The sequence below is a fragment of the Chryseobacterium sp. Leaf201 genome (assembly GCF_001421435.1).
Classification (GTDB): domain Bacteria; phylum Bacteroidota; class Bacteroidia; order Flavobacteriales; family Weeksellaceae; genus Chryseobacterium.
The window spans coordinates 62071-87515 of the sequence record NZ_LMKA01000101.1 but is presented as its reverse complement, the minus strand read 5'-3'; the positions used below and the strand labels follow the sequence as shown (position 1 = coordinate 87515).

23 protein-coding genes are annotated in these 25445 nt (G+C 41.4%); 14 read left to right on the top strand and 9 right to left on the bottom strand.

Annotated elements, in window-relative coordinates:
- Window positions 1–70: 70 nt before the first annotated feature.
- Entirely contained in the window at window positions 71–1756 is a 1686-nt protein-coding gene (ggt, locus tag ASE55_RS15620; RefSeq protein ID WP_056221691.1) for a gamma-glutamyltransferase, read from the top strand.
- Between the two features lie 198 nt (window positions 1757–1954).
- Window positions 1955–3235 (top strand): dicarboxylate/amino acid:cation symporter, encoded by a 1281-nt coding sequence (locus tag ASE55_RS15615; protein ID WP_082474606.1) that lies wholly within the window; start codon window positions 1955–1957, stop codon window positions 3233–3235.
- Between the two features lie 155 nt (window positions 3236–3390).
- Here ASE55_RS15615 and ASE55_RS15610 read toward each other — a convergent pair whose 3' ends face one another.
- The 5 genes from ASE55_RS15610 to gyrB form a co-directional block, all read right to left on the bottom strand.
- Window positions 3391–4242 carry a diacylglycerol/lipid kinase family protein gene (locus tag ASE55_RS15610; RefSeq protein ID WP_056221686.1) on the bottom strand — a complete coding sequence of 284 codons (852 nt, stop codon included), beginning with the start codon at window positions 4240–4242 and terminating at the stop codon, window positions 3391–3393.
- A gap of 43 nt (window positions 4243–4285) precedes the next feature.
- Window positions 4286–5113, bottom strand: a complete 828-nt coding sequence (locus ASE55_RS15605) for an RsiV family protein (RefSeq protein WP_056221785.1) — start codon at window positions 5111–5113, stop codon at window positions 4286–4288.
- 80 nt (window positions 5114–5193) lie between these two features.
- Entirely contained in the window at window positions 5194–7125 is a 1932-nt protein-coding gene (locus ASE55_RS15600; protein ID WP_056221684.1) for a transglutaminase-like domain-containing protein, read from the bottom strand.
- 2 nt (window positions 7126–7127) lie between these two features.
- The gene (locus tag ASE55_RS15595) at window positions 7128–9020 is read right to left on the bottom strand and encodes a DUF3857 domain-containing protein (protein WP_056221679.1); all 1893 of its coding nucleotides are present in this window, start codon (window positions 9018–9020) and stop codon (window positions 7128–7130) included.
- A gap of 255 nt (window positions 9021–9275) precedes the next feature.
- Complete coding sequence (gene gyrB / locus ASE55_RS15590) at window positions 9276–11210, bottom strand: DNA topoisomerase (ATP-hydrolyzing) subunit B (protein WP_056221676.1); 1935 nt, start codon at window positions 11208–11210, stop codon at window positions 9276–9278.
- Window positions 11211–11438: 228 nt separating this feature from the next.
- Here gyrB and ASE55_RS15585 point away from each other — a divergent pair, with 228 nt between their 5' ends.
- Together ASE55_RS15585 and ASE55_RS15580 are read left to right on the top strand one after the other, a co-directional pair.
- A complete protein-coding gene (locus ASE55_RS15585; protein ID WP_056221672.1) occupies window positions 11439–12788 on the top strand; it encodes a cytochrome ubiquinol oxidase subunit I in 1350 nt (449 codons plus the stop codon).
- A complete protein-coding gene (locus ASE55_RS15580; RefSeq protein WP_056221669.1) occupies window positions 12785–13828 on the top strand; it encodes a cytochrome d ubiquinol oxidase subunit II in 1044 nt (347 codons plus the stop codon). The genes ASE55_RS15585 and ASE55_RS15580 overlap by 4 nt, the downstream gene beginning before the upstream one ends.
- Before the next feature lie 78 nt (window positions 13829–13906).
- Here the strand turns inward: ASE55_RS15580 and lysS are convergent, their stop codons facing one another.
- The 4 genes from lysS to ASE55_RS15560 form a co-directional block, all read right to left on the bottom strand.
- Window positions 13907–15607, bottom strand: a complete 1701-nt coding sequence (gene lysS, locus ASE55_RS15575; RefSeq protein WP_056221667.1) for a lysine--tRNA ligase — start codon at window positions 15605–15607, stop codon at window positions 13907–13909.
- Window positions 15608–15722: 115 nt separating this feature from the next.
- The gene (gene rlmF, locus ASE55_RS15570) at window positions 15723–16652 is read right to left on the bottom strand and encodes a 23S rRNA (adenine(1618)-N(6))-methyltransferase RlmF (protein WP_056221664.1); all 930 of its coding nucleotides are present in this window, start codon (window positions 16650–16652) and stop codon (window positions 15723–15725) included.
- A gap of 2 nt (window positions 16653–16654) precedes the next feature.
- On the bottom strand, window positions 16655–17032 hold the full coding sequence (locus tag ASE55_RS15565; protein ID WP_056221661.1) for a c-type cytochrome: 378 nt from the start codon (window positions 17030–17032) through the stop codon (window positions 16655–16657).
- Window positions 17032–17256: a hypothetical protein gene (locus ASE55_RS15560; protein WP_056221658.1), complete on the bottom strand. Its 225-nt coding sequence runs from the start codon at window positions 17254–17256 to the stop codon at window positions 17032–17034. Before ASE55_RS15560 ends, ASE55_RS15565 begins: the two co-directional genes overlap by 1 nt.
- Before the next feature lie 353 nt (window positions 17257–17609).
- Here ASE55_RS15560 and ASE55_RS15555 point away from each other — a divergent pair, with 353 nt between their 5' ends.
- The 10 genes from ASE55_RS15555 to trpA all read left to right on the top strand — a co-directional run bounded on the left by ASE55_RS15555 (window position 17610) and on the right by trpA (window position 25422).
- Window positions 17610–19037: an anthranilate synthase component I family protein gene (locus tag ASE55_RS15555; RefSeq protein WP_056221656.1), complete on the top strand. Its 1428-nt coding sequence runs from the start codon at window positions 17610–17612 to the stop codon at window positions 19035–19037.
- Window positions 19038–19070: 33 nt separating this feature from the next.
- Window positions 19071–19640, top strand: a complete 570-nt coding sequence (locus ASE55_RS15550) for an anthranilate synthase component II (RefSeq protein WP_056221784.1) — start codon at window positions 19071–19073, stop codon at window positions 19638–19640.
- A gap of 15 nt (window positions 19641–19655) precedes the next feature.
- Window positions 19656–19874 (top strand): hypothetical protein, encoded by a 219-nt coding sequence (locus ASE55_RS15545; protein WP_056221653.1) that lies wholly within the window; start codon window positions 19656–19658, stop codon window positions 19872–19874.
- A 98-nt stretch (window positions 19875–19972) separates the two neighbouring features.
- Complete coding sequence (locus tag ASE55_RS15540) at window positions 19973–20332, top strand: hypothetical protein (protein WP_056221650.1); 360 nt, start codon at window positions 19973–19975, stop codon at window positions 20330–20332.
- A gap of 2 nt (window positions 20333–20334) precedes the next feature.
- Complete coding sequence (gene trpD, locus ASE55_RS15535) at window positions 20335–21321, top strand: anthranilate phosphoribosyltransferase (protein WP_056221648.1); 987 nt, start codon at window positions 20335–20337, stop codon at window positions 21319–21321.
- A 38-nt stretch (window positions 21322–21359) separates the two neighbouring features.
- Entirely contained in the window at window positions 21360–22139 is a 780-nt protein-coding gene (gene trpC / locus ASE55_RS15530) for an indole-3-glycerol phosphate synthase TrpC (RefSeq protein ID WP_056221645.1), read from the top strand.
- Window positions 22140–22157: 18 nt separating this feature from the next.
- Entirely contained in the window at window positions 22158–22820 is a 663-nt protein-coding gene (locus ASE55_RS15525) for a phosphoribosylanthranilate isomerase (protein WP_056221642.1), read from the top strand.
- Between the two features lie 79 nt (window positions 22821–22899).
- On the top strand, window positions 22900–23103 hold the full coding sequence (locus tag ASE55_RS20555; protein WP_202967114.1) for a transposase: 204 nt from the start codon (window positions 22900–22902) through the stop codon (window positions 23101–23103).
- A 339-nt stretch (window positions 23104–23442) separates the two neighbouring features.
- Entirely contained in the window at window positions 23443–24621 is a 1179-nt protein-coding gene (gene trpB, locus ASE55_RS15515; protein WP_056221639.1) for a tryptophan synthase subunit beta, read from the top strand.
- Between the two features lie 66 nt (window positions 24622–24687).
- Window positions 24688–25422, top strand: coding sequence for a tryptophan synthase subunit alpha (gene trpA / locus ASE55_RS15510; RefSeq protein ID WP_056221637.1), 735 nt, complete (start codon window positions 24688–24690; stop codon window positions 25420–25422).
- Window positions 25423–25445: the final 23 nt, after the last annotated feature.

Sequence of the window (25445 nt, the reverse complement as noted above, 5' to 3'; positions counted from 1 at the left end):
CTTGAGCAAAAGTAAATATTTTCAAGCCTATCTTAAAACAAAATTGTAAATTCGGTTACAAAATCTGCCCATGAAAAAAACATTCATGCTGTTCATATTGCTTTCCTGCACATTTTCAGCACAATACACGGACATCAGCATTGTAAAGGAAGTCAAGGTAAAAAACAAAGGGGTCATTGTTTCGGCACATCCTCTGGCCAGTGAAGCAGGTGCCCGGATTCTTAAAATGGGTGGAAACGCCTATGATGCCATTGTTGCGACACAATATGCCTTGGCTGTGGTTTACCCGCAGGCAGGAAATATCGGCGGCGGCGGATTTTTGGTCGGTGTAAAAAACAACGGTGAGAAATTTACTATTGATTACCGTGAAACGGCACCTCAGAAAGCTTTTCATGATATGTATGTTGATAAAAACGGTAAAGCCGATACAGACCTTTCCCAAAACGGCAGACTGGCTGCGGGAGTTCCGGGAAGTGTCGCCGGCTTTTTTGCAACGTTAAAATACTGCAGGCTGCCGATGGACCAGCTTATCCGCCCTGCTATTGATCTCGCAGAAAAGGGATTTGCGATTACCGAACAGGAAGCCGGTTTATTAAATATGGGTAAAACCTATTTTCAAAAGCATAATACCTCTCCCATAGCCTTTGTGAAGAATACGCCATGGAAAACAGGTGATATCCTGGTTCAGAAACAATTGGCGGAGACCCTGAAATTAATCCGGAAACAGGGCATCAAGGGTTTTTATGAGGGCAGAACCGCAGAACTTCTGGCTGCTGAAATGAAAAAAGGAAACGGCATCATTTCGCTGCAAGATCTTAAAAACTACAAAGCCGTAGAAAGAAAAGCGCTGGAATTTAATTATAAAGGACATACGGTAGTTTCGATGCCGCTGCCTTCAAGCGGCGGAATTTTACTGGCACAGATGCTTACCATGGCGAGTTATGAAAATCTGGAAAAATACAGGCAGAATTCTACGAAAGCTGTCCAGATTATGGTGGAAGCAGAACGGCGGGCGTATGCCGACAGAGCTGAATATATGGGCGACCCGGATTTCATTGATGACCAGACCGCGTATTTAATTTCTGATCCTTATCTTAAAAACAGATGGAGAAGCTTCAGTTTCAGTAAAGCCACGCCAAGTTCTGAAGTCGGGAAAATTATAAAACAGCCGGGTGAATCCACGGAAACCACGCATATCTCTGTGCTTGACAAGGAAGGAAATGCAGCTGCGGTTACCACAACGCTGAACGGCCTATACGGAAGTAAAGTTGTGGTTTCGGGGGCCGGATTCTTTTTAAACAATGAAATGGATGATTTCTCCATAAAACCTGGCGTCCCGAACATGTTCGGAGCGGTTGGCGGTGAAGCTAATGCTATCCGTCCGAATAAAAGGATGCTTTCATCCATGACCCCGACAATTGTCCTGAAAAACGGAAAGCCGTACATGGTGGTAGGAACACCGGGCGGAACCACAATTCCAACGTCTGTTTATCAGTCTATTGTTAATGTAATTGATTTTAAATTGAATGCCAACACTTCTGTAAATGCTCCAAAGTTCCATCACCAGTGGCTTCCCGACACGGTGGCTTTTGAAAATAATTTTCCTGAGACAACCGTCATGGACTTGGAAAAACTGGGCTATAAAGCTGAAAGCTGGAATCAGATCGGCAGGACAGAAATGATTCTGGCTGATGATAACGGGATGGTTCATGCGGTTGCCGACGGCCGTGGCGACGATTCCGTGGCGGTGGAATGAGTGTGATTAATCAAGGCTTTTTGTACCTATTTGAATTAATTCAGGTTTTGATTTTTCAACAAAGTAAAACCTAAGGAATTCAAGGATCCCGATAACGGATATGTAATCCGCCAGTTTCGGCGGGGCTTCCAGCCCCGCCGAAACTTTCTGTTATAGTCTCAGGTAATTTTCTTATTTTTCAGAATTAAAACAGACTCATTGAAAACGAAAAAAATTTATCAGCAGCTTTATTTCCAGGTCATCATTGCTATTATTGCAGGGATTCTTCTAGGAAATTTCTATCCCGAACTGGGTGAAAAGATGAGGCCTTTAGGTGACGGATTTATCAAACTGGTAAAGATGATCATTGCACCTGTGATTTTCATTACCCTTACTTTGGGGATTGCACACATGACCGACCTTAAAAAAGTAGGAAGAATTGCGGTTAAGGCCATGATTTATTTTTTCACATTCTCTACGCTGGCACTGATTATCGGTTTGATTGTAGGGAATGTCCTGCAGCCGGGACACGGCCTTCATATTGACCCGGCGAGTCTTTCAGGAGATGTTTCACAGTATCAGCAAAAAGCCCATGAGTCTACCCTCACCGGCTTCATTATGAATATCATTCCTGAAACCTTATTCAGTCCGTTGGTTGGGGAAAATATCCTGCAGGTACTGCTTGTATCTGTTTTAATGGGTGTCGCCCTGGTATTGACGAAAGAAAAGAGCCATAAAGTAACCGACTTTTTACAGGACCTTTCGGCGCCGGTTTTTAAAATTGTACACATGCTGATGAAAGCAGCGCCTATCGGGGCTTTCGGAGCCATGGCCTTCACGATTGGGAAATACGGCCTTCAGTCTGTACTGAACCTTATTTTCCTGGTCGGTACTTTTTACATTACTTCTGCCTTATTTGTGGTGGTGGTGCTTGGCGCAGTTGCCTGGTACAATGGCTTTAATATATTCAAATTAATGTATTACCTGAAGGAAGAGCTGCTACTGGTTCTGGGAACAAGCTCTTCTGAATCTGCGCTTCCGGGAATCATGGAGAAGCTGGAAAGGGCAGGCTGTTCCAGAGCAATTGTCGGGCTGGTAATACCCACCGGCTATTCTTTCAACCTTGACGGCACCAACATTTACATGACGCTGGCTTCCCTGTTTATTGCCCAGGCCATGGATATCCACCTTCCTATTGAAAAGCAGATTATACTGTTGCTGGTGGCCATGCTGAGTTCCAAAGGGGCAGCAGGAGTTACGGGTGCCGGGTTTATAACACTGGCAGCTACCTTAGCCGTAGTGCCGGAAATTCCTATTGCGGGGATGACCCTTATTTTAGGGATTGATAAATTCATGAGTGAATGCAGGGCTCTAACCAATGTCATCGGGAATTCTGTAGCTACCGTAGTGGTTGCCAACTGGGAAAAACAGCTGGATAAAGACCAGCTCCGGTATTGTCTGGACCATCCGAATGAAATAGAGAAAAAGCTGGAAGTGTAATCTGAAAACAGATGGTCTTTTACAGACAAAATCCTAGCCCTGATTGCAGCAGAAATCCTTTTTTGAAGAAAAAGATTGCAGCGGAAAGCAGGAAAAAGCTTCTAAAAAAATAAGCGATAAGTAATTGGTAATGAGCAATATATTAATATTACAATCTACACTAAAATACACAGGCTTGAAGGCTGGACTTTGATATGAACGGGTGATTTTATTTTATTGAATTCCCCGTCCAGGTGCCAGTTTTTGGTATTTACTTTAAATTCTGCTTCCGAGACAGGCAGGTAGGTGATGTAATCATCTTCTTTCAGTTTTTTGGTAAACATCCTGAAGGCAAAAAGCGCAGAATAGGTTAAGGGGAATTTTTTCACCAGCACCATATCCACCAGGCCATCGCTTTTGCTTGCCTGCGGCGCGATATAGGCATGGTTGCCAAACTGCCGGGTGTTGGCGATGTTCACCATCAGGTATTTCCCGTTGTACTGCTTATATTCTTCATTCAGAAATTTAAGCTTGATCGGTTTATAGCTGAAAAATGTTTTCAGGGAAACTTTGATGTAATTTTTGAACCCGCGGGTTGTTTTTTCAAACTCCTTCACTACTTTTCCGTCAAATCCGGTTCCTGATACGTTGATGGAGAGCAGTCCGTTAACGGTAAACGTATCAATTTTTCTGGAATTTCTTACTTTGAGCTTTTCCAGCAGTTCGTCCAGGTTTTTGCTGAATCTGTTTTCGTTGGAGAAGCCGTTGCCGGAGCCGGCGGGGAAAATAGCCAGAACCTTTTCGGTGTGAATAATATTCCGTGCTACGGTTGAAATGGTTCCGTCCCCTCCGATAGCCACGAAAACGTCCACATCATTGAAATGAGCCTGAATAAATTCATCCGTTCCGGGAATGGATTCCGAAATATAATACAAAGGGTCTTTTACCTTCGCTTTCAATTCATTGAGAAACGGCTGATAATTTTTCTTTGCCGAAAAGGGATTGATGATGAAGGCAACTTTTTCCATTGGTGCAAAATTAAAAAATGCTTCCGGATGGGAAGCATTTATATCAGTTAATTTTCATTCTTTCTTTAAATGCAGGGTTTACCGTATCTTCAAGTTCCTGCCATGAAACCGGGATGGTAATATCGCCAGCGGCAAAAGCTGCTATTTCATACGGGCTGTAGTGGAAGTACAGGTTCTTTTCATCAAAATAAAAATTTTCCGTAGCCGGGATTATATCCACCAGGAGCATTTCTGAATTATTGACTTTCCCGTTGCTGTCGGTGGTCCCGCTATTTATTTTATTGATGTTTTTCATGAGGAGTGCTTCCAGCTTGCTTTTGGGCATAGAGGTAATGTCTTTCAGCACAACTTTTTTATTGTTTTCCAAGTCGAATACCCTTTCTGAGAAGCCGTAATTGTCATGCGCACCGCCTTCGTATGAACCCCAGACATATTCGATGTGGAGATACCCGTTTTTATTTGATTTCATGTTCATCCCCGTATCAGAATACCATTCCTGCGAAAATGTAAGGTCTGAAAGAAAGTCTTTTGAATCTTTTTTAACACTGGCAAAATATTCGTTTTTGTTTTTTTCAAGCAGTGCCTGAAGTCCGTTTTCAGAAAAATCCTGAATATTTTTATTGTCAAAGTAAATGCTGTCCAAGAGGTTTTTATCTTTAATTGTTGGAAAAACCAGCAGCCTGGAATAATATCTTATTTTAAGGGAATCACTCACCTGAACAGAATCTTTTACCTGTACAGAATCCACCGTAAATGCCTTCGGTTGATTTACTTCAGCTTTATCAGTACGATCCATATGGGTTTCAGACTTTTTACATGCAGAAAAAATAAAGAAAGAGGATAATGCGAGAACGGCGAAGGTATTTTTCATAATTGCAATTTCTTTCTTATATGCAAAAACCATTCAAAAAATGAATGGTTTTACTGTGATGTTTTAAATTTATTGGTTTTCTATTTTTTCACCAGGCTTATTACCTGGTTTTCCTGCTTGGAGGCAACGCCCCAGATCTGCTTAAATGCAGGATAATATTCCTTGGGATAATTAGGGCTCAGAATCTTTGTGGTAGAAATAACTTCTACGGTTCTGCCTTTCTGTTCTGCAATATAGCTGTACTCAATCTCCTTGTCATCGGTAACGATTTTTTTGTTTTTAGGCATTTCCTCAACGGTGTAGCCTTCCGGAATTTCGAGGACAATCTTTTTTACCCGGGTAAAGGGAGACGTGAAATCAATCAGGTATTTCCGTGCGTCTGCCTGGTCAAATTCATTGGAGCTTTTACTCAGGAACAGCATCGGGTTGATGATCATTTTCTTTCCGATTTTATCAATCAGGTTTTCTGAAGAGAACTTCATGGTGCTTTCAAAATCCCCACTTTCCAAGACCTTAGAATCTATATCATTGAAATCTATGGCAAAATTATCTTTGTACTGTTTCTTATACTTATCGGCATTGTCATCATAATTTTCTTTGGCAAACATCGCATAGGTTCCCGTATCGCGGTCCGAATAGGTTCCTGAAATACTTCCGTCATCATTAATTTTTGCCTGCGCCGTAAGGTAGGTAAAGCTTGTTTTGGCATTGATCATGGACAGCTGCTGTACTTTGTCTTTGGCCATTAAAACCCCGAACTGGTTCCAATCCCTCGGAGGCAGCTGGTCCATTGAAGACTGTTTTGCCGTAGCGTCATATAAATGGAAACCGTCTTTCGTCCTGATCGCCGCAATCACAAAGTTCATGTTTGAAACATTGGGCGAGGCAATGTTAATCAGCCCGTTGCTTACTGTGGAAATGGTAAGCGGATCTGCTTTGATTCCTGCTTCGCGCATCATCATCACCAGAAAAAGGTTGATTTCGGCAGCATTCCCGGTCTTTGTTTCCAGCATTTTTTTAATGCCGTCTTCTGTATAAATTCCGCGGTCTTTGTTCCAGGTGAAGGTGTTTTTCACATAGTTAAAAATAGCATTTGCTTTTGCTGTTTCATCCGTCATTCCGGGTATTCCGGCCGGCATATGCTCTTTAGCCAGTTTTGTCTTCTTTAATTCTCCCCCGAAGTCTTCATTTTCATACAGCCTTTCTTTGATCTGCTCCCAGGATGAGGAATACAGCTTCAGTTCCCGGAAATTGGTGGAATGCAGTTCGGCACTGATTTTTGTCCGGTAATTCATGTCATTATTAACAAACTTCTCACTTTTAAAGCCTTTTACATTTTCATAGCCAAACCGGTATGTCCTGTAATTTGCGCCATACATCGTCTTCTCCTCCACTTCCCGGTGCTTAGGGCTCAGAAAGCCGGTATAGTTCACATTATAAGCAATGTTGGAAGGGCTGTCCAGAACATATTCCGTATATAAGGAAGGCGTGTCGGTTTCAATTACGATCTCCGGCACGATAAACAGGAACGGAGAGTTCACTTCATACTGGTATTCGATTACCGATCCGTTTTTCACATTCGGAAAAGCAAATTTACTGATTGATACATACTTGCTTTCTTTACTTTTGTATTTTGAGCTTTTATCAACTTTTGTGGCCACTGAAACCCCGTTTTCAAGGTTATACGTAAAAGCCTTCATTTTGGAGAGTGTTTCCTGATTGCTTCCGTTCTGATAAAGAGGCACCTCAAGATTCAGCCAGTCTTCTGCTTTATCCTTGTCATAAATCTTTACCCTGTAAAACGCTTTTTTAACAAGGTTGCCCGTATTGTTGTCGATACTGAAATGCAGGGATTTGTATAAAATTTCTGCCGGAGCATTTTCATCCAGCGCCGATTTCTGTTTTGATAAATCGGCATCACTGAATTTAGGAGGTTCAAGGAACTGGTGTTTCTGCGCTTCAACAAATATAAAATTCACTGAACAGAATGCCAGAAAGAGGATTTTTTTCATGCTTAGATCTTAGAAATTAGAATTTTTGAGTTGTCTGTGTTGATTGTTTTTTTTCTGAAATTAACGTAATCGTTGTATTTTTCTTTCGGATACAGTCCTTTGTTGATTCTGATGGTTCTGTTCACCTTCAATTCACTGCCGTTCTTTACAAAAGTCAGTTTATAGGTTCCGAATTCGGAATTAAGCAAAACATTATCAGGGACTTCATCTATTTTATAATTTGCCGGAAGCGCAAAACTGATTTCATATTCATCCTCGAAAGCCTGTCTCAGCTCAAAAGGCAATGTCCTGTTTTCGTCGGTTTTGTATATCTGGTTGGAATAAATCGGGACGGCCCTGAAAATAATACTGCTGCCTGCATTTTTAGAGTAATTATTCGCTTTGAAATCAAGATCAAATTTTGCAACCGCATGGTCCCTGTCATTCAGGAAGTTTTTCATCTCAACTTTCTCGAAATGTAAAATATCCATCAGGTTTTTTACGGCTTCATTCCTATCTTTGGGAGCCATTGCAGATAGTACCAGGTTGTTGTCATACTGAATCCCGGTATATGAAAAATTGCCTTCTCCGGAAATGCTGTTGTCTTCGTTAAGCTTTATTTTTAACAGCTGCCGTTCTTTGCTCTGGTCTGCCGTATAGGAAGGGGTATCCATAATTTCAATTCCTTCTTTTTTCACCATCAGCACATTCCTGTCTGTTGTGGTATATCCTAAATGGTTAAAAGCGATCTGCTGAGAGGTATTTTCAAGCCAGATATTTCCTTTTTCAGTAGGGACCATCAGGATAATGTGGTTGCCGCCCATTTTAGGAAAATCAGGATCAAAAGAAATATTTGAAGGCCCCGAATTGATTTTGCAGTAATAGGAAGGTATGCCTGCTTCATCCAGCAGCGTCTTCATATACGTTGTCAGGCCTTTACAGTCACCGTATCCTTTTTTCTGAACCTCATCAGGCAGCATCGGCTGCCATCCGCCGATTCCCAGAGCAACAAAAATATATCTTGTTTTTCCCTGCATGTACTGGTACAGCTTTTTCACTTTGTCTTCCGTGCTTCCCTGCAGGTTCAGGGATGCCACTTCTGCTTTAATGGAAGGGGTAGACACAAAAACAGGCTGCAGGATATTCTGGTAATACCAGGTTCCGAAATCCTTCCAGTTGCTGATGCTTCCCTGCTTGCCTTCTAGATTAAACCTTGTGAGCGCAAAGCTTACTTTCGGCAGGATTTTTTCCGGCTGCGGCAACAGGCTGGCATCATCTATTGCTGGAACATTTTTGTAGCTGTAGAGTTTTTCGCCTGCATTTTCACTTTCGGTAACAGAAGCGTAATTGTATTTTGAAGGATATGTTTTTGTTTTAAGTTCTATCCCGGATTTATTAATAATTTTCATCTGCGATTCTTCCAGTGAAACCTTAGTAGATCTGAAAGGCATGAAATCCGGCAGGAAAACAGTGTTTTCATCACCGATCTGGTACGTAAATTCAACTGTATAAGGATATTGTGTAGGTGTATGTGATAAAGCCATCACCCTGTTATCCGAATAAAAGGTTCCCTGATTGTTATTCGCAAAATCCCCGAAATCCGATTTTGAATATGATTTTATTTTTTTCCCGGACTCATCATAGATATTGACTTTCACATCAGAAATATTATCTCCTTTTTCATAAGGAATAACCGCCTGCGCATCTGAATCACCGTCTTTGTTCAGCACTGTGGTTACCGTATAATACTGATACTTTATATCATCAATTTTATTGATCTGAATGGTTGTAAAATCTTTCCTGATAACGGCATCTGCATTCTTCTTTAAATGGTCCGGAATGGCAGAAACCGGGAAGTTCTGCGAGTGGTAAAAGGAAGCTATCGAAAGTGCCCCAATACAGAATATTTTCATCATGGTTATTAAAATTTAGCAAAAATAACGAAATCTAAAGGATTGCTGAAATTAATTTTAAATGAACATGGTATAAAATCCGGAAAGAACTGATAAATAAACTCTTAATTTTTAAAAAAATAGTTTGAAAATTTGATTAAAAGGTTTGATTTTTAACATTCACACAATGAATTCAGTTTTTAAGGCTCACAGTGAAATTATTACATAAAAAAAGACTCCATTTCTGAAGTCTTTATAATGTATGTCTGAAAGATTTACTTATGCGTCAATTTTTGCATATTTGGCATTCTTCTCAATGAACTCCCTTCTTGGCGGAACCTCATCTCCCATCAGCATAGAGAAGACACTGTCTGCCTCTACTGCATTATCAATGGTTACCTGCTTCAGGATCCTGTGCTCAGGGTTAAGTGTTGTTTCCCAAAGCTGTTCCGGGTTCATCTCTCCAAGACCTTTATAACGCTGAACTTCAACACCTTTTCCGTCCGGAGACATTTCTAAGGTAAATTCTTCACGCTCTTTTTCGTTATAGGCGTAAATTTTCTTGTTTCCTCTTTTTAAAAGATACAGAGGCGGCTGGGCGATATAAATATATCCGTTCTCAATCAGCTCTTTCATATACCTGAAGAAGAAAGTCAGGATCAATGTTGAAATGTGGGATCCGTCAATATCGGCATCGGTCATGATCACCACTTTATGGTATCTTAACTTAGCCATATTCAATGCTTTGCTGTCTTCTTCGGTTCCTACAGAAACCCCAAGAGCGGTATAAATATTCTTAATTTCCTCGTTGTCATATACTTTGTGAAGCATTGATTTCTCAACGTTAAGAATCTTACCTCTCAATGGAAGAATAGCCTGGAAAAAACGGTCACGTCCCTGTTTTGCCGTTCCCCCTGCGGAATCTCCCTCTACAAGGAATAGCTCAGATTCAGCCGGATCTTTGGACGAACAGTCAGACAGTTTCCCCGGAAGTCCGGAACCGCCCATCGGTGATTTTCTCTGCACCATTTCACGGGCTTTTTTGGCAGCCTGTCTGGCTTTTGCCGCTAAAACCACTTTCTGAACGATAATTTTTGCTTCAGTAGGATTTTCTTCTAAGAAATTAGTCAGCATTTCCCCTACAATTTTATCGACAGCCCCGGAAACTTCGGAATTTCCTAATTTCGTTTTGGTCTGCCCTTCAAACTGAGGTTCCATTACTTTTACAGAAATCACGGCGGTCAGTCCTTCACGGAAATCGTCTCCGGTAATTTCTACTTTTTCTTTTTGGGGAATGCCCAGATCATCAGCATATTTCTTTAACGTCCTCGTCAGTGCCCGTCTGAAACCGGCTAAGTGAGTACCTCCTTCATGGGTATTGATGTTATTGACGTATGAATGAAGATTCTCATTAAATGAAGTGTTGTAACGCATGGCTACTTCCACCGGAATATCGTCTCTTTCCCCTTCCATGAAGATGACGTTCTCCATAATAGATTCACGGTTTCCGTCGATATATTCAACAAATTCCTTCAGCCCTCCTTCTGAATGGAAAACTTCCATCTGGTAAGAACCGTCTTCATTCATATCTCTTTCATCCACAAGGGTAATGGTAATTCCTCTGTTCAGGAACGCCAGCTCTCTTAATCTTGTGGCAAGCGTATCGTAATTATACACTGTTTCCTGAAAAATAGTATTGTCCGGCTGAAAGAAAACTTCTGTCCCTCTCTCATCGGTAGTTCCTATTTCATCAACCTGCGTAAGTGCTTTTCCTTCTGAATATTTCTGCTGGTATTTTTTGCCTTCACGGCTTACCGTAGCAACCAGTAAAGTTGAAAGTGCGTTTACACAAGAAACCCCTACCCCGTGAAGCCCTCCGGAAACTTTGTAAGAATCTTTATCAAATTTCCCTCCGGCCCCGATTTTGGTCATTACCACCTCAAGAGCAGATTTCTGTTCCTTCTCGTGAAGGTCAACCGGGATCCCTCTTCCGTTATCTTTTACAGAGATACTTTCCCCTTTATGAATTGTTACTAAAATAGTATCACAGTATCCTGCTAAAGCTTCATCAATAGAGTTATCTACTACCTCATAAACCAAATGATGAAGACCTCTTACGCCTACATCACCAATGTACATAGATGGTCTTAATCGAACGTGCTCCATACCTTCTAAGGCCTGGATACTGCTAGCTGTATATTGTTTTTGACTCATATAAAAAATAATGTTTCTGCTTAATGCAAAGACCCACAAATATCGTGATTTTTTTCGGGATATGAAAGTTAAAATATGTCAAAAAAACAAGGCTTCTGCATAGAAATCAGAAGTGATTTATTGGGAAAGAAAACAAAGTTAAAACCTATTCTCTAAACGGGTACTGTTGTAAATCATACGGGATATCTTTAATTTATGCTTACATTTATTTGCTTAAAAGTTGATAGTATGGATGATTTTCTTGCAGCCCGCGCGCAGATGGCCATGTCGCTCGGTTTTCATATCATTTTCTCATGTGTCGGTATGGTGATGCCTTTCCTGATGGCCTTTGCACACTGGAAATATTTAAAAACAAAAAATGAAGTGTATAAAGGGCTTACCAAAGCCTGGAGCAAAGGAGTAGCGATCCTTTTTGCCACAGGTGCGGTATCCGGAACCATGCTTTCCTTTGAGCTGGGGCTGCTCTGGCCCAGCTTTATGAAACATGCAGGCCCCATTTTCGGGATGCCTTTTTCCCTGGAAGGAACGGCTTTTTTTATTGAAGCCATTGCCATCGGGTTTTTCCTGTATGGCTGGGACCGCTTCAATAAATGGTTCCACTGGTTCTGCGGATTCCTGGTGGGCGTGAGCGGGCTGGCTTCGGGGATCCTGGTGGTTGCCGCCAATGCATGGATGAATTCCCCTGCAGGGTTTGATTATGTTAACGGACAGTATTTAAATATAGACCCGATAAAAGCCATGTTTAATGATGCCTGGTTTTCGCAGGCCCTCCACATGACCGTTGCCGCTTTTTGTGCTACAGGATTTGCTGTTGCAGGCGTCCATGCCTATTTGATACTGAAAAAGAAAAATGTTGAATTCCACACCAAAGCATTCAGGATTGCAGCAGGTTTTGCATTGATCGGAGCTTTCGGAGCGCCTTTAACCGGAGACACTGCCGCAAAATCGGTAGCGGAAAGGCAGCCCATTAAACTGGCTGCCATGGAAGCGCATTTTGAAACAGAAAAAGGAGCCGCTTTTATTATCGGCGGGATTCCTGATGAGGAAAAGGGTGAAGTGAAATACGCCATAAAGATTCCGAAGGTACTGAGCTTTTTGGTCTCCAATGATTTCAACCATGAAGTAAAGGGCCTGAATGATTTCCCCCGCGATGAATGGCCGCCTGTTGCTGTGGTACACTATGCGTTCCAGACCATGATTTTCTTCGGTGTGGTGATGATTATCATCGGAACGATTTATCTGTACTCCCTGTTCTTCAAAAAGGAATGGCTGGACAGAAGATGGCTGCTGAAAACATTTTTAATTGCCATGCCTTTCGGGTATATCGCCCTGGAAGCAGGCTGGACCGTAACAGAAGTCGGCAGGCAGCCCTGGATTATCTATGGAATTATGAGAACTGTTGACGCAGTAACGCCAATGCCGGGAATACAGTATTCTTTCTATTTTTTCACGGCCGTTTTCTTCTCATTGTCTTTAGTAATTGCTTTCCTTTTAACAAGGCAGATCAAAATGGTTCCGAGATTGTATGATCCTAATGACCCTCAGTTTAATCCTAATGCTAAAAACAAAAAATCATGATTTACGTTGTTATAGGTTTTCTCTGGCTGTCTATCTGCTTGTATGTTATTTTGGGCGGGGCCGATTTCGGAGCCGGAATCGTGGAGCTTTTCACTAAAGATAAAAACCGTCCCAAAACACAGACCATCATGTATGAATCTATTGCTCCGGTCTGGGAAGCCAATCATATGTGGCTGATTATCGCGATTGTTATTCTTTTTGTGGGTTTTCCGGAAGTATACACTACCCTTTCCACCTATCTTCATATCCCTTTGGTTCTGATGCTTATCGGGATTATTGCCAGGGGAACGGCATTCACATTCAGGCATTATGATGCGGTAAAGGACGAGTGGCAGTCTGTTTACACCCAGATTTTCTATTTTTCAAGCCTGCTGACACCTTTCTTTTTAGGACTGATTGCAGCAGCAACCATTTCAAGGTCTATCAACCCGAATGCTGACAATTTTTTAGACCTGTATATTTTCAGCTGGCTGAACTGGTTTGGGGTTGCCGTAGGATTATTTACCGCCTCTATCTGCGCTTATCTTGCCTCAATATTTGCATTAAGGGAAACCATAGACCGTATGGAATTGAGCCTGATGATTAAAAAATCAAAACAAACCATGATTTTTGTAGTCATTACCGGGATTCTGGTTTTTTTCACGGCTTATATTTCTGACATTCCTCTGGTGATGTGGGTTTTTTCCAAGCCTCTGGGAATCATGGCCACTTTTTTCGCCACCATTTCTTTAGGGTTGATCCTCAGAGCAATGCACATCCGGAAACTGCTTCCCGTACGGGCTCTGGCCGGATTTCAGGTGATCATGATCCTGGTTGCAGCTACCTATCAGCATAATCCCAACATCATCCTGTTTTCCAACGGGCAGCACCTCTCTTTACTGGAACATATTGCCGCTCCGAAAACAATTTCAGCATTGGGATGGGCCCTGATATTAGGTTCCGTCTTCATTCTGCCGTTTTTATTTTATCTGATGTTTTCTTTCAGCAAGCAGCGGAGACAGTTAAAGGAAACAGCGAAACCTGAAACACCGATTAAGTAAAAATTAAACCTGTTTAGTAAATAAAAATCCTCTGCAGAATGAACTGCAGAGGATTTTTTTGTTATCTATGATTATGTATTAAACCAATTTCATCAATACATTTTCATCTATCTTCTCCACTTTTACCAGGTTATTCTTCGTTAAAGTTTTAGAAGCTTTATCCCACTTTTTACCGGATAACTGGCTTCTTTCTTTCACCTCGGCCAATGAAAACGGCTCTTCCTGAGAATTCAGGATTTCAAGGATTACTTTTTCATCCTCGCCCAGTTCAATCTGCGGAACTGTTTTCTCAGGTTTCATCTGAGGGAAGAACAGTACTTCCTGGATGGATGCGTTATTCGTTAAGAACATGATCAGCCTGTCCATTCCGATTCCTAATCCTGATGTTGGCGGCATTCCGTATTCCAGTGCTCTCAGGAAATCCTCGTCAATAAACTGTCCTGCTTCATCATCTCCTTTCTCGGCTAGTTTCAGCTGCTCTTCAAAACGTTCCCTCTGATCAATCGGGTCATTAAGCTCAGAATAGGCATTGGCAATTTCTTTACCGCAGACCATCAGTTCAAAACGCTCCGTAAGCCCTTCCTTGGTTCTGTGTTTTTTGGTTAAAGGCGACATCTCAATCGGATAATCCGTAATGAAAGTCGGCTGGATAAAGTTTCCTTCACATTTTTCGCCGAAGATTTCATCAATCAGTTTTCCTTTGCCCATTGTTCCGTTCACGTCAATCTCGATGGATTTTGCAAAATCAAATAATTCCTGCTCGGTTTTTCCTGTAATATCGAAACCTGTGAACTTCAGGATCGCATCCGTCATGGAAATTCTTTCGTACGGTGCTTTGAAATCAACCTCATATTCACCAAAAGTAGCTTTTGTGGTTCCGTTTACCTGAACGGCACAGAATTCCAACAGCTTCTCCGTGAAGTCCATCATCCAGTTGTAATCTTTATAGGCTACATAGATTTCCATAGCGGTAAATTCCGGGTTGTGAGTTCTGTCCATCCCTTCATTTCTGAAGTTTTTTGAGAATTCATATACTCCGTCAAAACCTCCAACAATCAGTCTCTTTAAATATAATTCATTGGCAATCCTTAAATATAAAGGGATGTCCAGGGCATTATGGTGCGTAATAAACGGCCTAGCCGCTGCACCGCCGGGAATCGACTGTAAGATCGGAGTTTCCACTTCAAAGTATCCTGCATCATTGAAGAACGTCCTCATCGCATTGAACAGTTTTGTCCTTTTCACGAAAACCTCTTTCACATGAGGGTTCACCGTTAAATCTACATAACGCTGTCTGTATCTTAATTCCGGATCGTTGAATGCATCATGCACTACGCCGTTATCATCTGTTTTTGCCTGCGGAAGCGGACGCAGAGATTTGGTTAAAAGGGTAAAGTTTTTTACCAGAACCGTTTTTTCCCCTACCTGCGTAGTAAACAGTTCCCCTTCTACACCAATGATATCACCGATATCCAGAAGATGCTTGTATACTTCATTATATAAAGTCTTGTCATCTCCCGTGCAGATCTCATCCCTGTTAAAATACACCTGGATTTTGCCCGTAGAATCCTGTAACTCAGCAAAAGAAGCTTTGCCCTGAATCCTTCTGGACATCAGTCTCCCTGCAATCTTCACCTGTTTACTTTCAGCGAAATCCTGTTTTATAGATTCTGTAGTATCTGTAATTACATATTCCTCTGCCGGGAATGCATTGATCCCCATTTCAACAAGCTTGTTCAGCTTTTCTCTCCGGATTATTTCCTGTTCTGATAATTGCATTGTATTTATTTAAAATAACGTGCAAAATTAACGATTTTTGAATTGATGGTCAATGCCTTTTCCCAGAAATATAATTTATTTCATATAAAATTAAAGCGGAATGATTTAACTGCAGTTAGAGGAACCAGTCTTTACGATGGCTTGGGGAAATAAAAGTCCAGGCCAGTATCCTGCTTATTTTCTGGCCCTGGGCCATATCTATAATTTTAAATTCTACAGCTTTGTGCTTTTTTAAAAGTGAAGTCAGCTTAAATAAGTTGTCTTTTTTTGAGACCAGACAGGTAAACCAGAGCATCTGTGAAGAATATAAAACACTTTCATTGATCATGGTTGTAATAAAAGCCAATTCGCCGCCTTCACACCACAGTTCAGAGGCCTGCCCCCCGAAATTAAGCAAAGGTTTGCGGATGTGTTTTTTATTAAGGTTCTTTGTTTTTCTGAGGTTTCCCTTTAAAGCGGCTTCTTCAGAATCATGAAAAGGAGGATTGCACATGGAAAATGCAAACCGGTCTTCAGTACCGATAATATGTGTAAAGATATGTTTGGGTTCGGGCTGGTATTTTAATGTGACTGCAGGTATGAAATCAGGATTGTGATCCAGGATCTTCCTGGCATTTTCCAACGAATCTTTGTTACTGTCAGTTCCGGTCATATTCCAGCCGTACGACCTGTAGGCAATTAAAGGATAGATAAGATTGGCTCCTACCCCGATATCCAGACCTTTTACAGCCGTTCCTTGAGGGATCCCTTGCTGATTCCCGGCGAGTAAATCTGCAATATAGTGTACATAATCTGCCCGGCCGGGAATGGGCGGACAAAGATTAGCCTCCGGGATATCCCAATCCTGAACCTGGTAAAAAGACAGCAGTAATGCTTTGTTAAGTAATTTTACAGCTTTCGGAAGGCTGAAATTGATGGTTGCCGTCTGATAGGAATTAATGAAAACATACGGTTTCAGCTCTGGCACACAAGAAATAAGCCGATCAAAATCATAGGGATCGCGATGCAGGTTTCTTGTGTGCAGACTGGATTTTTCGGCAGGCATATTTATTTTTTCTTCAAAGACAAAATATATCCCACCATTTTTTTAGCATCTTCTTTTGAAACCTGCGGATGGGCAGCCATCGGGACATTTCCCCAGACTCCGCTTCCGCCCTCAATAATCTTGGAAGCCAGCATTTCGGTATCCTGATCAGAATACTTGTCTGCGATTTCCTGGTAAGAAGGCCCCACCATTTTCTCATTAACAGAATGGCAGCCGGAACAGTCCAGGGTCTCAATGATCTGATCCCCAGAAAGGCTTTTACTTGCGGATTCCGCCATTCCTGCCGTTTCAGACGGTGTACCTTCAGCCGGCGTATTGTCTTTTTTAGAACAGGAGAAAACAAGCAGCGCCAGGCTTCCTGCCAAAAACAGTTTTTTCATTATTTTGTTAGGGTATCTGCTTTAGCCTCGTTAGGAGGAACCGACATGGCAGCATTTACGTCAGCCTCAGGAGTTTCACGGGTGGTTGCATTGGAATCCACTACAGTAGGGGCATCCGGTTCAGGCAGCATGGTGTTGCTGTCCTGTAAATTATTTTCAGTTTTTTTTGAGCAGCTTACCGCCAGTAAACCTCCGATAAATGCGATTGCTAATACTTTTTTCATTTTTTTCTCTATAAAATTATTAAGCAAAAATATAAAAAATAAACGTTAAAGATGATGACTCCGGTGTATTTTAAAAGATATTTACCTGTAACAGCAGTCATAGGTGAACAGATAAAAGGCCGGAATTTTATTTTCGCGTTTTTGTTTTTTGTATTGAAATTTTATTTATATTTGTCCTATGTTTACTAACAGCAATAATATTTGGTGGTGGCTTTCAAACTCCTCGTCGGGTCTGAAGCTATTGTCGTGCTGTTAATTCATCTTACACAAGAAAATAATAAAGCAATATAATAAAAGACTTTGACGGATCCCGTTGAAGTCTTTTTTATTTATACCATTAAAAAATACCTGTGATGTTCAGTAAAAAAATTAAAATTAAAACCGTCTCAAAAAAAACACTCGGTGACCTGCAGACTCCGATGAGTATTTACCTGCAGATGCGGGACCGGTTCAGGGACACAATTCTTCTGGAAAGCTCGGATGCCAAAAATATGGACAATAATTTTTCATTTATTGCCATTAATGCAATTGCCGGGATTGAAATAAAAAACCTCGCTGAATATGAGATAAAATTTCCCCAGCAGGAACCTGTAAAACAACAGATCGGCAGCCAAACCATTGCAGACGTTTTTGAACAGTTCTCCAACAGTTTTGAATGCGAAAAGACCCATGATTCCATAGAAGAAACCGCGCAGAGCCTTTTCGGATATACCAGTTTTGAAGCCGTACAGTTTTTTGAGAAACTTACCTTTAAGCCTCAGAGCCGGGAAGTTGAAATCCCTATTCTCCGCTACAGGCTGTATCAGTACGTTATTGCCATCAATCACTACAATGATGAGATGCATCTTATTGAAAACCAAATTGAAGGTGTGAAATCCGAACGGTATTTACTGGAAAGCCTTATGAAAAACCAGAATGCCGTTATTTATCCTTTCGAAAAAAACGGAACAGAGACTTCCAATCTTACGGATGAAGAATATATCGGACTGGTACAAACGGCACAGAAACACTGCATGAGGGGCGATGTTTTCCAGCTGGTGCTAAGCAGGAGGTTCCAGCAGAAATTTACCGGTGACGAGTTTAACGTGTACCGCGCTTTACGGAATATCAACCCCTCTCCCTACCTTTTCTTCTTTGATTACGGCAACTATAAACTGTTCGGATCCAGCCCTGAAAGCCAGTTAATTATTAAAGATAACAAAGCGGTTATCCACCCTATTGCAGGAACCTTTAAACGGACCGGAGACTTTGACACCGATCTTGAATCCATCGAATCCCTTAAAAATGATCCGAAAGAAAATGCAGAACATACGATGCTGGTAGACCTGGCCAGAAATGACCTGGGAAAAATGGGAAAGAATGTAACCGTTACCAAACTTAAGGAAATCCAGCTCTTTTCCCATGTTATCCATATGGTGAGCGAAGTTACTGCCGATTTACCGGAAAATACAAAACCGTTCGAAATGGTAGCCACTACTTTCCCGCAGGGAACATTAAGCGGGGCACCTAAGCATAGGGCACTCCAGTTAATCAATCAATATGAAAAAGATTCCCGCGGGTATTACGGCGGCTGCATTGGGATGATCGGGCTGAACGGCAGCTGCAACCAGGCCATCATGATCCGGACTTTCCTGAGTAAAAACAACACCCTGTATTATCAGGCCGGCGCCGGCCTGGTTGCAAAATCAGATCCTGAAAGCGAACTGCAGGAAGTAAACAATAAACTGAATGCCCTGAAAAGAGCCGTGGAAAAAGCAGAAAAGCTGGTTGAAAATTATTAAAAAACAGAAAAAATGAACAGCAATATAAAACAGATGAACGTACTGGTCTTTGATAATTACGACAGTTTTACCTATAACCTGGTCCAGATTATTGAACGGGTTCTGGAAATTAAGGTTGATGTCGTGAAAAATGATGAAATCAGCCTGGAAGATATCGGAAGATATGATAAAATTGTTCTTTCACCGGGCCCCGGGATTCCTGAAGAAGCAGGAATTTTACTGGACGTCATTAAAAAATACGCGCCTGAAAAAAGTATCCTGGGGGTTTGCCTGGGTCAGCAGGCCATCGCAGAAGCCTTTGGCGGAAGCCTGATCAATCTTTCAGAAATTTTTCACGGAGTAGCCACGCCTGCCGAACTGGTAAAAGAAGACACTAAAATTTTCAGGAACCTGTCAACCGGACTTGAAGTGGGACGCTATCACAGCTGGGTAGTAAATCCGGTCGGTTTTCCGGAAGAACTTGAAGTGACAGCCGTGGATAAAGACGGGATGATCATGGCTTTACAGCATAAAACTTATGATGTGCACGGCGTTCAGTTTCATCCGGAAAGTATTTTGACTCCGCAGGGCGCTGTGATCATTGAAAATTTCCTGCTGAATTAATCAATATCATTTATCATGAAAATCATCAGCTGGAATATTGCAAGGCCAAAAGTGAATCAGCATTCAAAGATTTCTTTTATTAAAAACATCATTGAATATTATGAACCTGATCTTATCGTCCTTACGGAAACCAGCCGCTGCCTTGACTTCGGGAAAGCATACCATGAACTACACTCTGAAACACTGCCCGCTCTTCATGAAAATCAAATTTATGAGGAAAAAGAAAACGGGTAAGTTTTTTCAGCAAGTATGCTATTGAAGAACAGTACACTACCTATGATCCGTATACCAGTATCTGCGGAAAAATTGCTACAGATTTTGGTCCGCTCACCATGTATCTGAGTATCATAGGAAGTTTCGGGGGCAGAGATTCCTATTTTACCCATGATCTGCACTGCCAGAAAGAAGAAATAAAAAACATGAAAGGAAATATTTGTTATTCCGGCGATTTTAATATTTCATTTTCAGGATGGAAATATCCGGGTAAAAAAATAATTGATGAAACAAAAACATTTTTCACTCACCACAATCTGGAGATCCTGACAGAAAAAAATGAGAACAGCGTCATCCATATTGTTATGAACAACAACTTTTTAAAAGATAAAACGGTAACACAGCACATGATCCCGATTGACCGGAAAATTTCTGATCATCATCTGGTAAGCTGTACCATTGAACCTATAAACCTTTAGATATGAAAGACATCCTGCAATACTTATTTAATCATCATACCCTGTCAAAGTCTGAGGCCAAGGCAATTATGATTGAAATTGCCCAAAATAAATTCAATGATACCGAGGTTGCCGCATTCATCAGTATTTTCCTGATGCGGAATATCACGCTAAAGGAGCTTGAAGGGTTCCGGGAAGCCCTTCTTAAAATGGCTGTTCCCGTGCATATTGATGCCACTGATGCCATTGATATCGTAGGAACGGGTGGTGACGGAAAAAATACGATCAATATTTCTACCTTAGCCAGCTTTGTGGTGGCAGGAGCCGGGCAGAAAGTCACCAAACACGGCAATTACGGGGCTTCAACGGTTACGGGATCCTCAAACGTCCTGGAAGAACTGGGCTATGAATTTAAAAACAGTTCAGACCGGCTTCAGGAAGACCTGGAAAAAGCCAGCATCTGCTTCCTGCATGCGCCTTATTTTCACCCTGCGCTGCAATCCGTCGGTGCCCTGAGAAAATCTTTAGGCCTGAGGACATTTTTCAACTTGCTCGGCCCGCTTGTCAATCCTGCAAAGCCGCAGTTTTCAATGATCGGGGTGTATAATCTGGAAATTGCCCGGCTGTACCAGTACCTTCTGCAAAAAGAAGAACGCCATTTCACCCTGGTTCACGGCATGGATGGCTATGATGAGATCAGCCTTACACAGGACAGCAAGATCATTACCAAAAACGGTGAAGAGATGTATTCGGCAGAAGACTTAGGATTTGTTTCCGTGACACAGGAAAGCATACAGGGCGGTAAAACAACCCATGAGACAGCAGCCATTTTCAAAAATATCCTGCTCGGAAAAGGTACGGAACAGCAGAATTCCGTGGTACTGGCCAATGCAGCAGTTGCACTTTCTCATACCGGTAAATTCGGGAGTTACAGCAATTGCGTGGCTATGGCAAAGGACAGCTTATATGGAAGAAATGCGTTGAAAAGCCTGGAACTGCTGCTGAAATAACGTTCCATTAATTGTCATAATCCCATTAAAAATACACAATGAATATACTCGATACCATCATACAGCGAAAAAAAGAAGAAGTTTCAGTTTCAAAATCAATGGTTTCCGTTCAGCAGCTGAAAGATGCTGAGCTGTTCGGACGGAAAAGCGTTTCTCTGAAAAAAAATATCATCACCGGAAGCGGAATCATTGCGGAGTTCAAAAGAAAATCACCTTCAAAAGGGATAATCAATGATATAATTTCTCCGTTGGAAGTTGTTTCAGCGTATGAAAAATCAGGAGCCGGTGGAATTTCGATTTTAACGGACCGTGATTTTTTCGGAGGAGCTTCGGATGACATCATCAGCGTAAGAAAACATATTGGAATCCCGATCCTGCGAAAGGATTTTATGATTGATGAATACCAGCTGTATGAAGCCAAAAGCATCGGAGCCGATGTTATTTTACTGATCGCCGCCTGTCTTTCTCTTTCTCAGGTAAAAGATTTTACAGGTCTGGCACATGAACTGGGCATGGAAGTTTTGCTGGAAATCCATACGGAAGAAGAACTGGAACATCTTAATCCGGATATTGATTTAGCCGGGATCAACAACCGAAATTTAAAAGATTTTAAAGTTGATTTACAGCATTCTGTCAACCTCAAAAATCAGTTACCGGAAAATGTTTTATCCATTGCAGAAAGTGGAATTTACAGTGTGGAGGATTTTAATTACCTGAAAGAACAGGGATTTGACGGCTTCCTGATGGGTGAATATTTTATGAAGAATGAAAATCCGGGAGAAAAATTTGCCGAATTTGTTTCCAAGATATCAATATAAGAATTTACCTGTTTAACAATGAATGAAAACCAGCAATTAAAACTCAAAGTCTGTGGTTTGACACAACTTCATCAGATTCATGAATTGATTTCCATGGAGACAGATTTTCTGGGATTTATTTTCTATGAAAAATCGCCGAGGTATGTTTTGAATCATTTGAGCCTGAGTGAAATCTCAGCGGTTCAGCATCACGGAAAAGTAGGTGTTTTTGTCAATGAAAATATAAATACGGTAATTGAAATAGCAGAAAAGGCGGGCCTTCATTTTATCCAGCTTCACGGCGATGAAGATGAAACTTTCATTGCTGAACTGAGAAAAAAATTACATCCGGGAACCGGAATCATCAAAGTTATCAGGATGGGAAACCGGAATGCGGAAAATGAAAGCCGTATACAACAGCGTATTAATAATCTCCTGAATGATGTTGACTATTTTCTTTTTGACACGGATTCAAAAGCTTTCGGAGGAACGGGGAAAACGTTCGACTGGACTCTATTGAATGAAATTAAGATCCCAATTCCCTATTTTTTAAGCGGCGGCATTTCGGAAGAGAATATTAAAAATATGGAAACACTGAACCAGAAACCTTTTGCCGCAGATATCAATTCAAAATTTGAAACCGGGCCGGGAATTAAAGATATTAACAGGATACGTGTACTTAAAGAAAAATGGCAATTCTAAGTCCCGAAGGGACGACCGATTAAAGAACAGGATAAAGTCCTGTCCATAAAGTATATTTAAAATTAATAAAAACACAAAAATGCCACAATCATTGGTAAAAAATTATGTCCATATTATTTTCAGCACGAAGTACAGAAATGATTTTATTGATGAAAATATTGAAGAAGAATTGTATGCCTATATTTCTTCTCTTTGTAAAAAATCAGAGAGTCCTGCATTGCCAATTGGTGGAATTGATCATCACATTCACATTTTGTGCCTGCTATCAGAAAAATTGCCCTGATGAAACTGATTCAGGAAATTAAAGCGGTTTCATCGAAATGGATAAAAACGAAAGGTACAAAATATGAGAATTCTTCTGGCAGGATGGATACGGTGCTTTTTCTGTAAGTCCAAACGCTGTTTTTACAGTCAGAGAATATATAAAAAATCAAAGAGCACATCATAAAGCGTTTGATTTTAAAAAAGAAATGATCAGCTATTACATAAAATACAAAATAGATTATAACGAAAAATATATTTGGGATTAACTGAATAGGAATAAGTTCCTCTTCTTTGTCAGGCCGTCCCTTCGGGACTTTTCAATACAATATATAACCAATTAATAATAAAAAATTACAAAATGAACTATAAAAACCCGGATCAAAACGGATATTACGGAGAATTCGGAGGGGCCTTTGTCCCCGAAATGCTCTACCCGAATGTGGAAGAACTTCAAAATAAGTATTTACAGATCATAGAATCCGAAGATTTTCAGGCTGAATATCAGGATTTGCTGAAAAATTATGTAGGCCGCGCCACGCCGCTCTATTTTGCGAAAAATATAAGCGAAAAATATAAGACTAAGGTGTATTTGAAACGTGAAGACCTGAATCATACAGGAGCCCACAAAATCAACAATGCTTTAGGGCAGGTTTTGCTGGCTAAACGTCTCGGGAAACACCGGATTATAGCCGAAACAGGCGCCGGGCAGCATGGCGTTGCCACCGCAACGGCCTGTGCGTTATTAGGACTGGAATGTATCGTTTACATGGGTGAAGTCGATATCGCAAGGCAGGCTCCGAATGTAGGGCGAATGAAAATGCTGGGAGCGGAAGTCATTCCTGCCACGTCAGGTTCAAAAACCCTGAAAGATGCCGTAAACGAAGCTTTGAGAGACTGGATTAACAACTCAACAACCACCCATTACGTCATCGGGAGTGTGGTCGGGCCGCATCCTTTCCCAGACCTGGTCGCAAGGTTTCAGAGTGTTATTTCAAAGGAGATCAAAGAACAGCTGTATGAACAGACAGGAAAGGAAAATCCGGATTACGTCATGGCCTGCGTGGGTGGCGGAAGCAATGCAGCAGGAACTTTTTATCATTTTGTTGAGGAAGAAAATGTAAAGCTTATTGCTGCGGAGGCCGGAGGTTTGGGCGTGGCTTCCGGAAAGTCGGCAGCGACAACTTTCCTGGGGACTTTAGGGGTTCTGCACGGAAGCAAAAGCCTGGTAATGCAGACCGGAGACGGCCAGGTAATTGAGCCCCACTCCATTTCCGCAGGACTGGATTATCCTGGAATCGGACCTTTCCATGCGCATCTGTTTCAGGAAAAACGCGCTGAATTTTTCAGCATTACTGATGAAGAGGCCCTGGCATCTGCTTTTGAACTGACCCGGCTGGAAGGAATTATTCCTGCACTGGAAAGTGCCCATGCACTGGCCGTTTTAAACAAGAAAAAATTCAGTGAAGATGATATTGTGGTCATCTGCCTGAGCGGCCGCGGCGACAAGGATATGGAAACGTATTTAAAAAATTTGTAAAATGTAAAAAGTATTGATGTAAAATGATTTTAAATATATTTTGCACCATACATTAATACAATAAATATGAAAAAACTAAACATATATTTCACCGCAGGGATTCCTGAATTGGAAGACACTGCAGATATTATAAAACTCATCCAGGATTCAGGGGCGGACATGATGGAAATCGGGATGCCTTATTCCGATCCTGTGGCAGACGGCCCGGTCATTCAGAAAGCCCATGAACAGGCCTTAGACAATGGAATGACCATTGAAAAACTGTTTTCCCAGTTAAAATCTGTAAAAGACGAAATCAGGATCCCGGTTATCTTAATGGGATATATCAATCCTGTCTTAAGCTTCGGTTTTGAGAATTTCTGCAGGGCATGTTCTGAAAGCGGTGTCTCGGGACTGATTATCCCGGATTTGCCGCCCGTGGAATTTGAGAAAAATTATCAGTCAATCCTGAAACATTATAATCTGGACTTCACTTTCCTGGTCACTCCGGAAACGTCTGATGAAAGAATTCTGTACCTGGATTCTTTAAGCTCAGGGTTCCTGTACGCGGTAAGTTCATCATCTACTACCGGAAATGCAAACGCAGTATTGAAAAATGACGGTTACTTAAACAGGCTTTCATCATTGCATTTAAAAAATCCCCTGATGATCGGTTTCGGTATCAAATCCAGAGAAGATTTTGAAAATGTTACCGAAAAAGCAGACGGCGGCATCATCGGGACTGCCTTTGTAAATATTCTGCTGCAGGATAGAAACTGGAGGAATACCGCGATAGATTTCATCCATTCCATCAAAGCGTAAAAATCACTAAATTTGTATCATTA

Excerpts from the sequence above, each read along its gene's own strand:
- ggt (WP_056221691.1), top strand. The coding sequence starts at position 71 with ATGAAAAAAACATTCATGCTGTTCATATTGCTTTCCTGCACATTTTCA.
- ASE55_RS15610 (WP_056221686.1), bottom strand. The coding sequence starts at position 4,242 with ATGGAAAAAGTTGCCTTCATCATCAATCCCTTTTCGGCAAAGAAAAAT.
- ASE55_RS15605 (WP_056221785.1), bottom strand. The coding sequence starts at position 5,113 with ATGAAAAATACCTTCGCCGTTCTCGCATTATCCTCTTTCTTTATTTTT.
- ASE55_RS15600 (WP_056221684.1), bottom strand. The coding sequence starts at position 7,125 with ATGAAAAAAATCCTCTTTCTGGCATTCTGTTCAGTGAATTTTATATTT.
- ASE55_RS15595 (WP_056221679.1), bottom strand. The coding sequence starts at position 9,020 with ATGATGAAAATATTCTGTATTGGGGCACTTTCGATAGCTTCCTTTTAC.
- gyrB (WP_056221676.1), bottom strand. The coding sequence starts at position 11,210 with ATGAGTCAAAAACAATATACAGCTAGCAGTATCCAGGCCTTAGAAGGT.
- ASE55_RS15585 (WP_056221672.1), top strand. The coding sequence starts at position 11,439 with ATGGATGATTTTCTTGCAGCCCGCGCGCAGATGGCCATGTCGCTCGGT.
- ASE55_RS15580 (WP_056221669.1), top strand. The coding sequence starts at position 12,785 with ATGATTTACGTTGTTATAGGTTTTCTCTGGCTGTCTATCTGCTTGTAT.
- lysS (WP_056221667.1), bottom strand. The coding sequence starts at position 15,607 with ATGCAATTATCAGAACAGGAAATAATCCGGAGAGAAAAGCTGAACAAG.
- rlmF (WP_056221664.1), bottom strand. The coding sequence starts at position 16,652 with ATGCCTGCCGAAAAATCCAGTCTGCACACAAGAAACCTGCATCGCGAT.
- ASE55_RS15565 (WP_056221661.1), bottom strand. The coding sequence starts at position 17,032 with ATGAAAAAACTGTTTTTGGCAGGAAGCCTGGCGCTGCTTGTTTTCTCC.
- ASE55_RS15560 (WP_056221658.1), bottom strand. The coding sequence starts at position 17,256 with ATGAAAAAAGTATTAGCAATCGCATTTATCGGAGGTTTACTGGCGGTA.
- ASE55_RS15555 (WP_056221656.1), top strand. The coding sequence starts at position 17,610 with ATGTTCAGTAAAAAAATTAAAATTAAAACCGTCTCAAAAAAAACACTC.
- ASE55_RS15550 (WP_056221784.1), top strand. The coding sequence starts at position 19,071 with ATGAACGTACTGGTCTTTGATAATTACGACAGTTTTACCTATAACCTG.
- ASE55_RS15545 (WP_056221653.1), top strand. The coding sequence starts at position 19,656 with ATGAAAATCATCAGCTGGAATATTGCAAGGCCAAAAGTGAATCAGCAT.
- ASE55_RS15540 (WP_056221650.1), top strand. The coding sequence starts at position 19,973 with ATGTATCTGAGTATCATAGGAAGTTTCGGGGGCAGAGATTCCTATTTT.
- trpD (WP_056221648.1), top strand. The coding sequence starts at position 20,335 with ATGAAAGACATCCTGCAATACTTATTTAATCATCATACCCTGTCAAAG.
- trpC (WP_056221645.1), top strand. The coding sequence starts at position 21,360 with ATGAATATACTCGATACCATCATACAGCGAAAAAAAGAAGAAGTTTCA.
- ASE55_RS15525 (WP_056221642.1), top strand. The coding sequence starts at position 22,158 with ATGAATGAAAACCAGCAATTAAAACTCAAAGTCTGTGGTTTGACACAA.
- ASE55_RS20555 (WP_202967114.1), top strand. The coding sequence starts at position 22,900 with ATGCCACAATCATTGGTAAAAAATTATGTCCATATTATTTTCAGCACG.
- trpB (WP_056221639.1), top strand. The coding sequence starts at position 23,443 with ATGAACTATAAAAACCCGGATCAAAACGGATATTACGGAGAATTCGGA.
- trpA (WP_056221637.1), top strand. The coding sequence starts at position 24,688 with ATGAAAAAACTAAACATATATTTCACCGCAGGGATTCCTGAATTGGAA.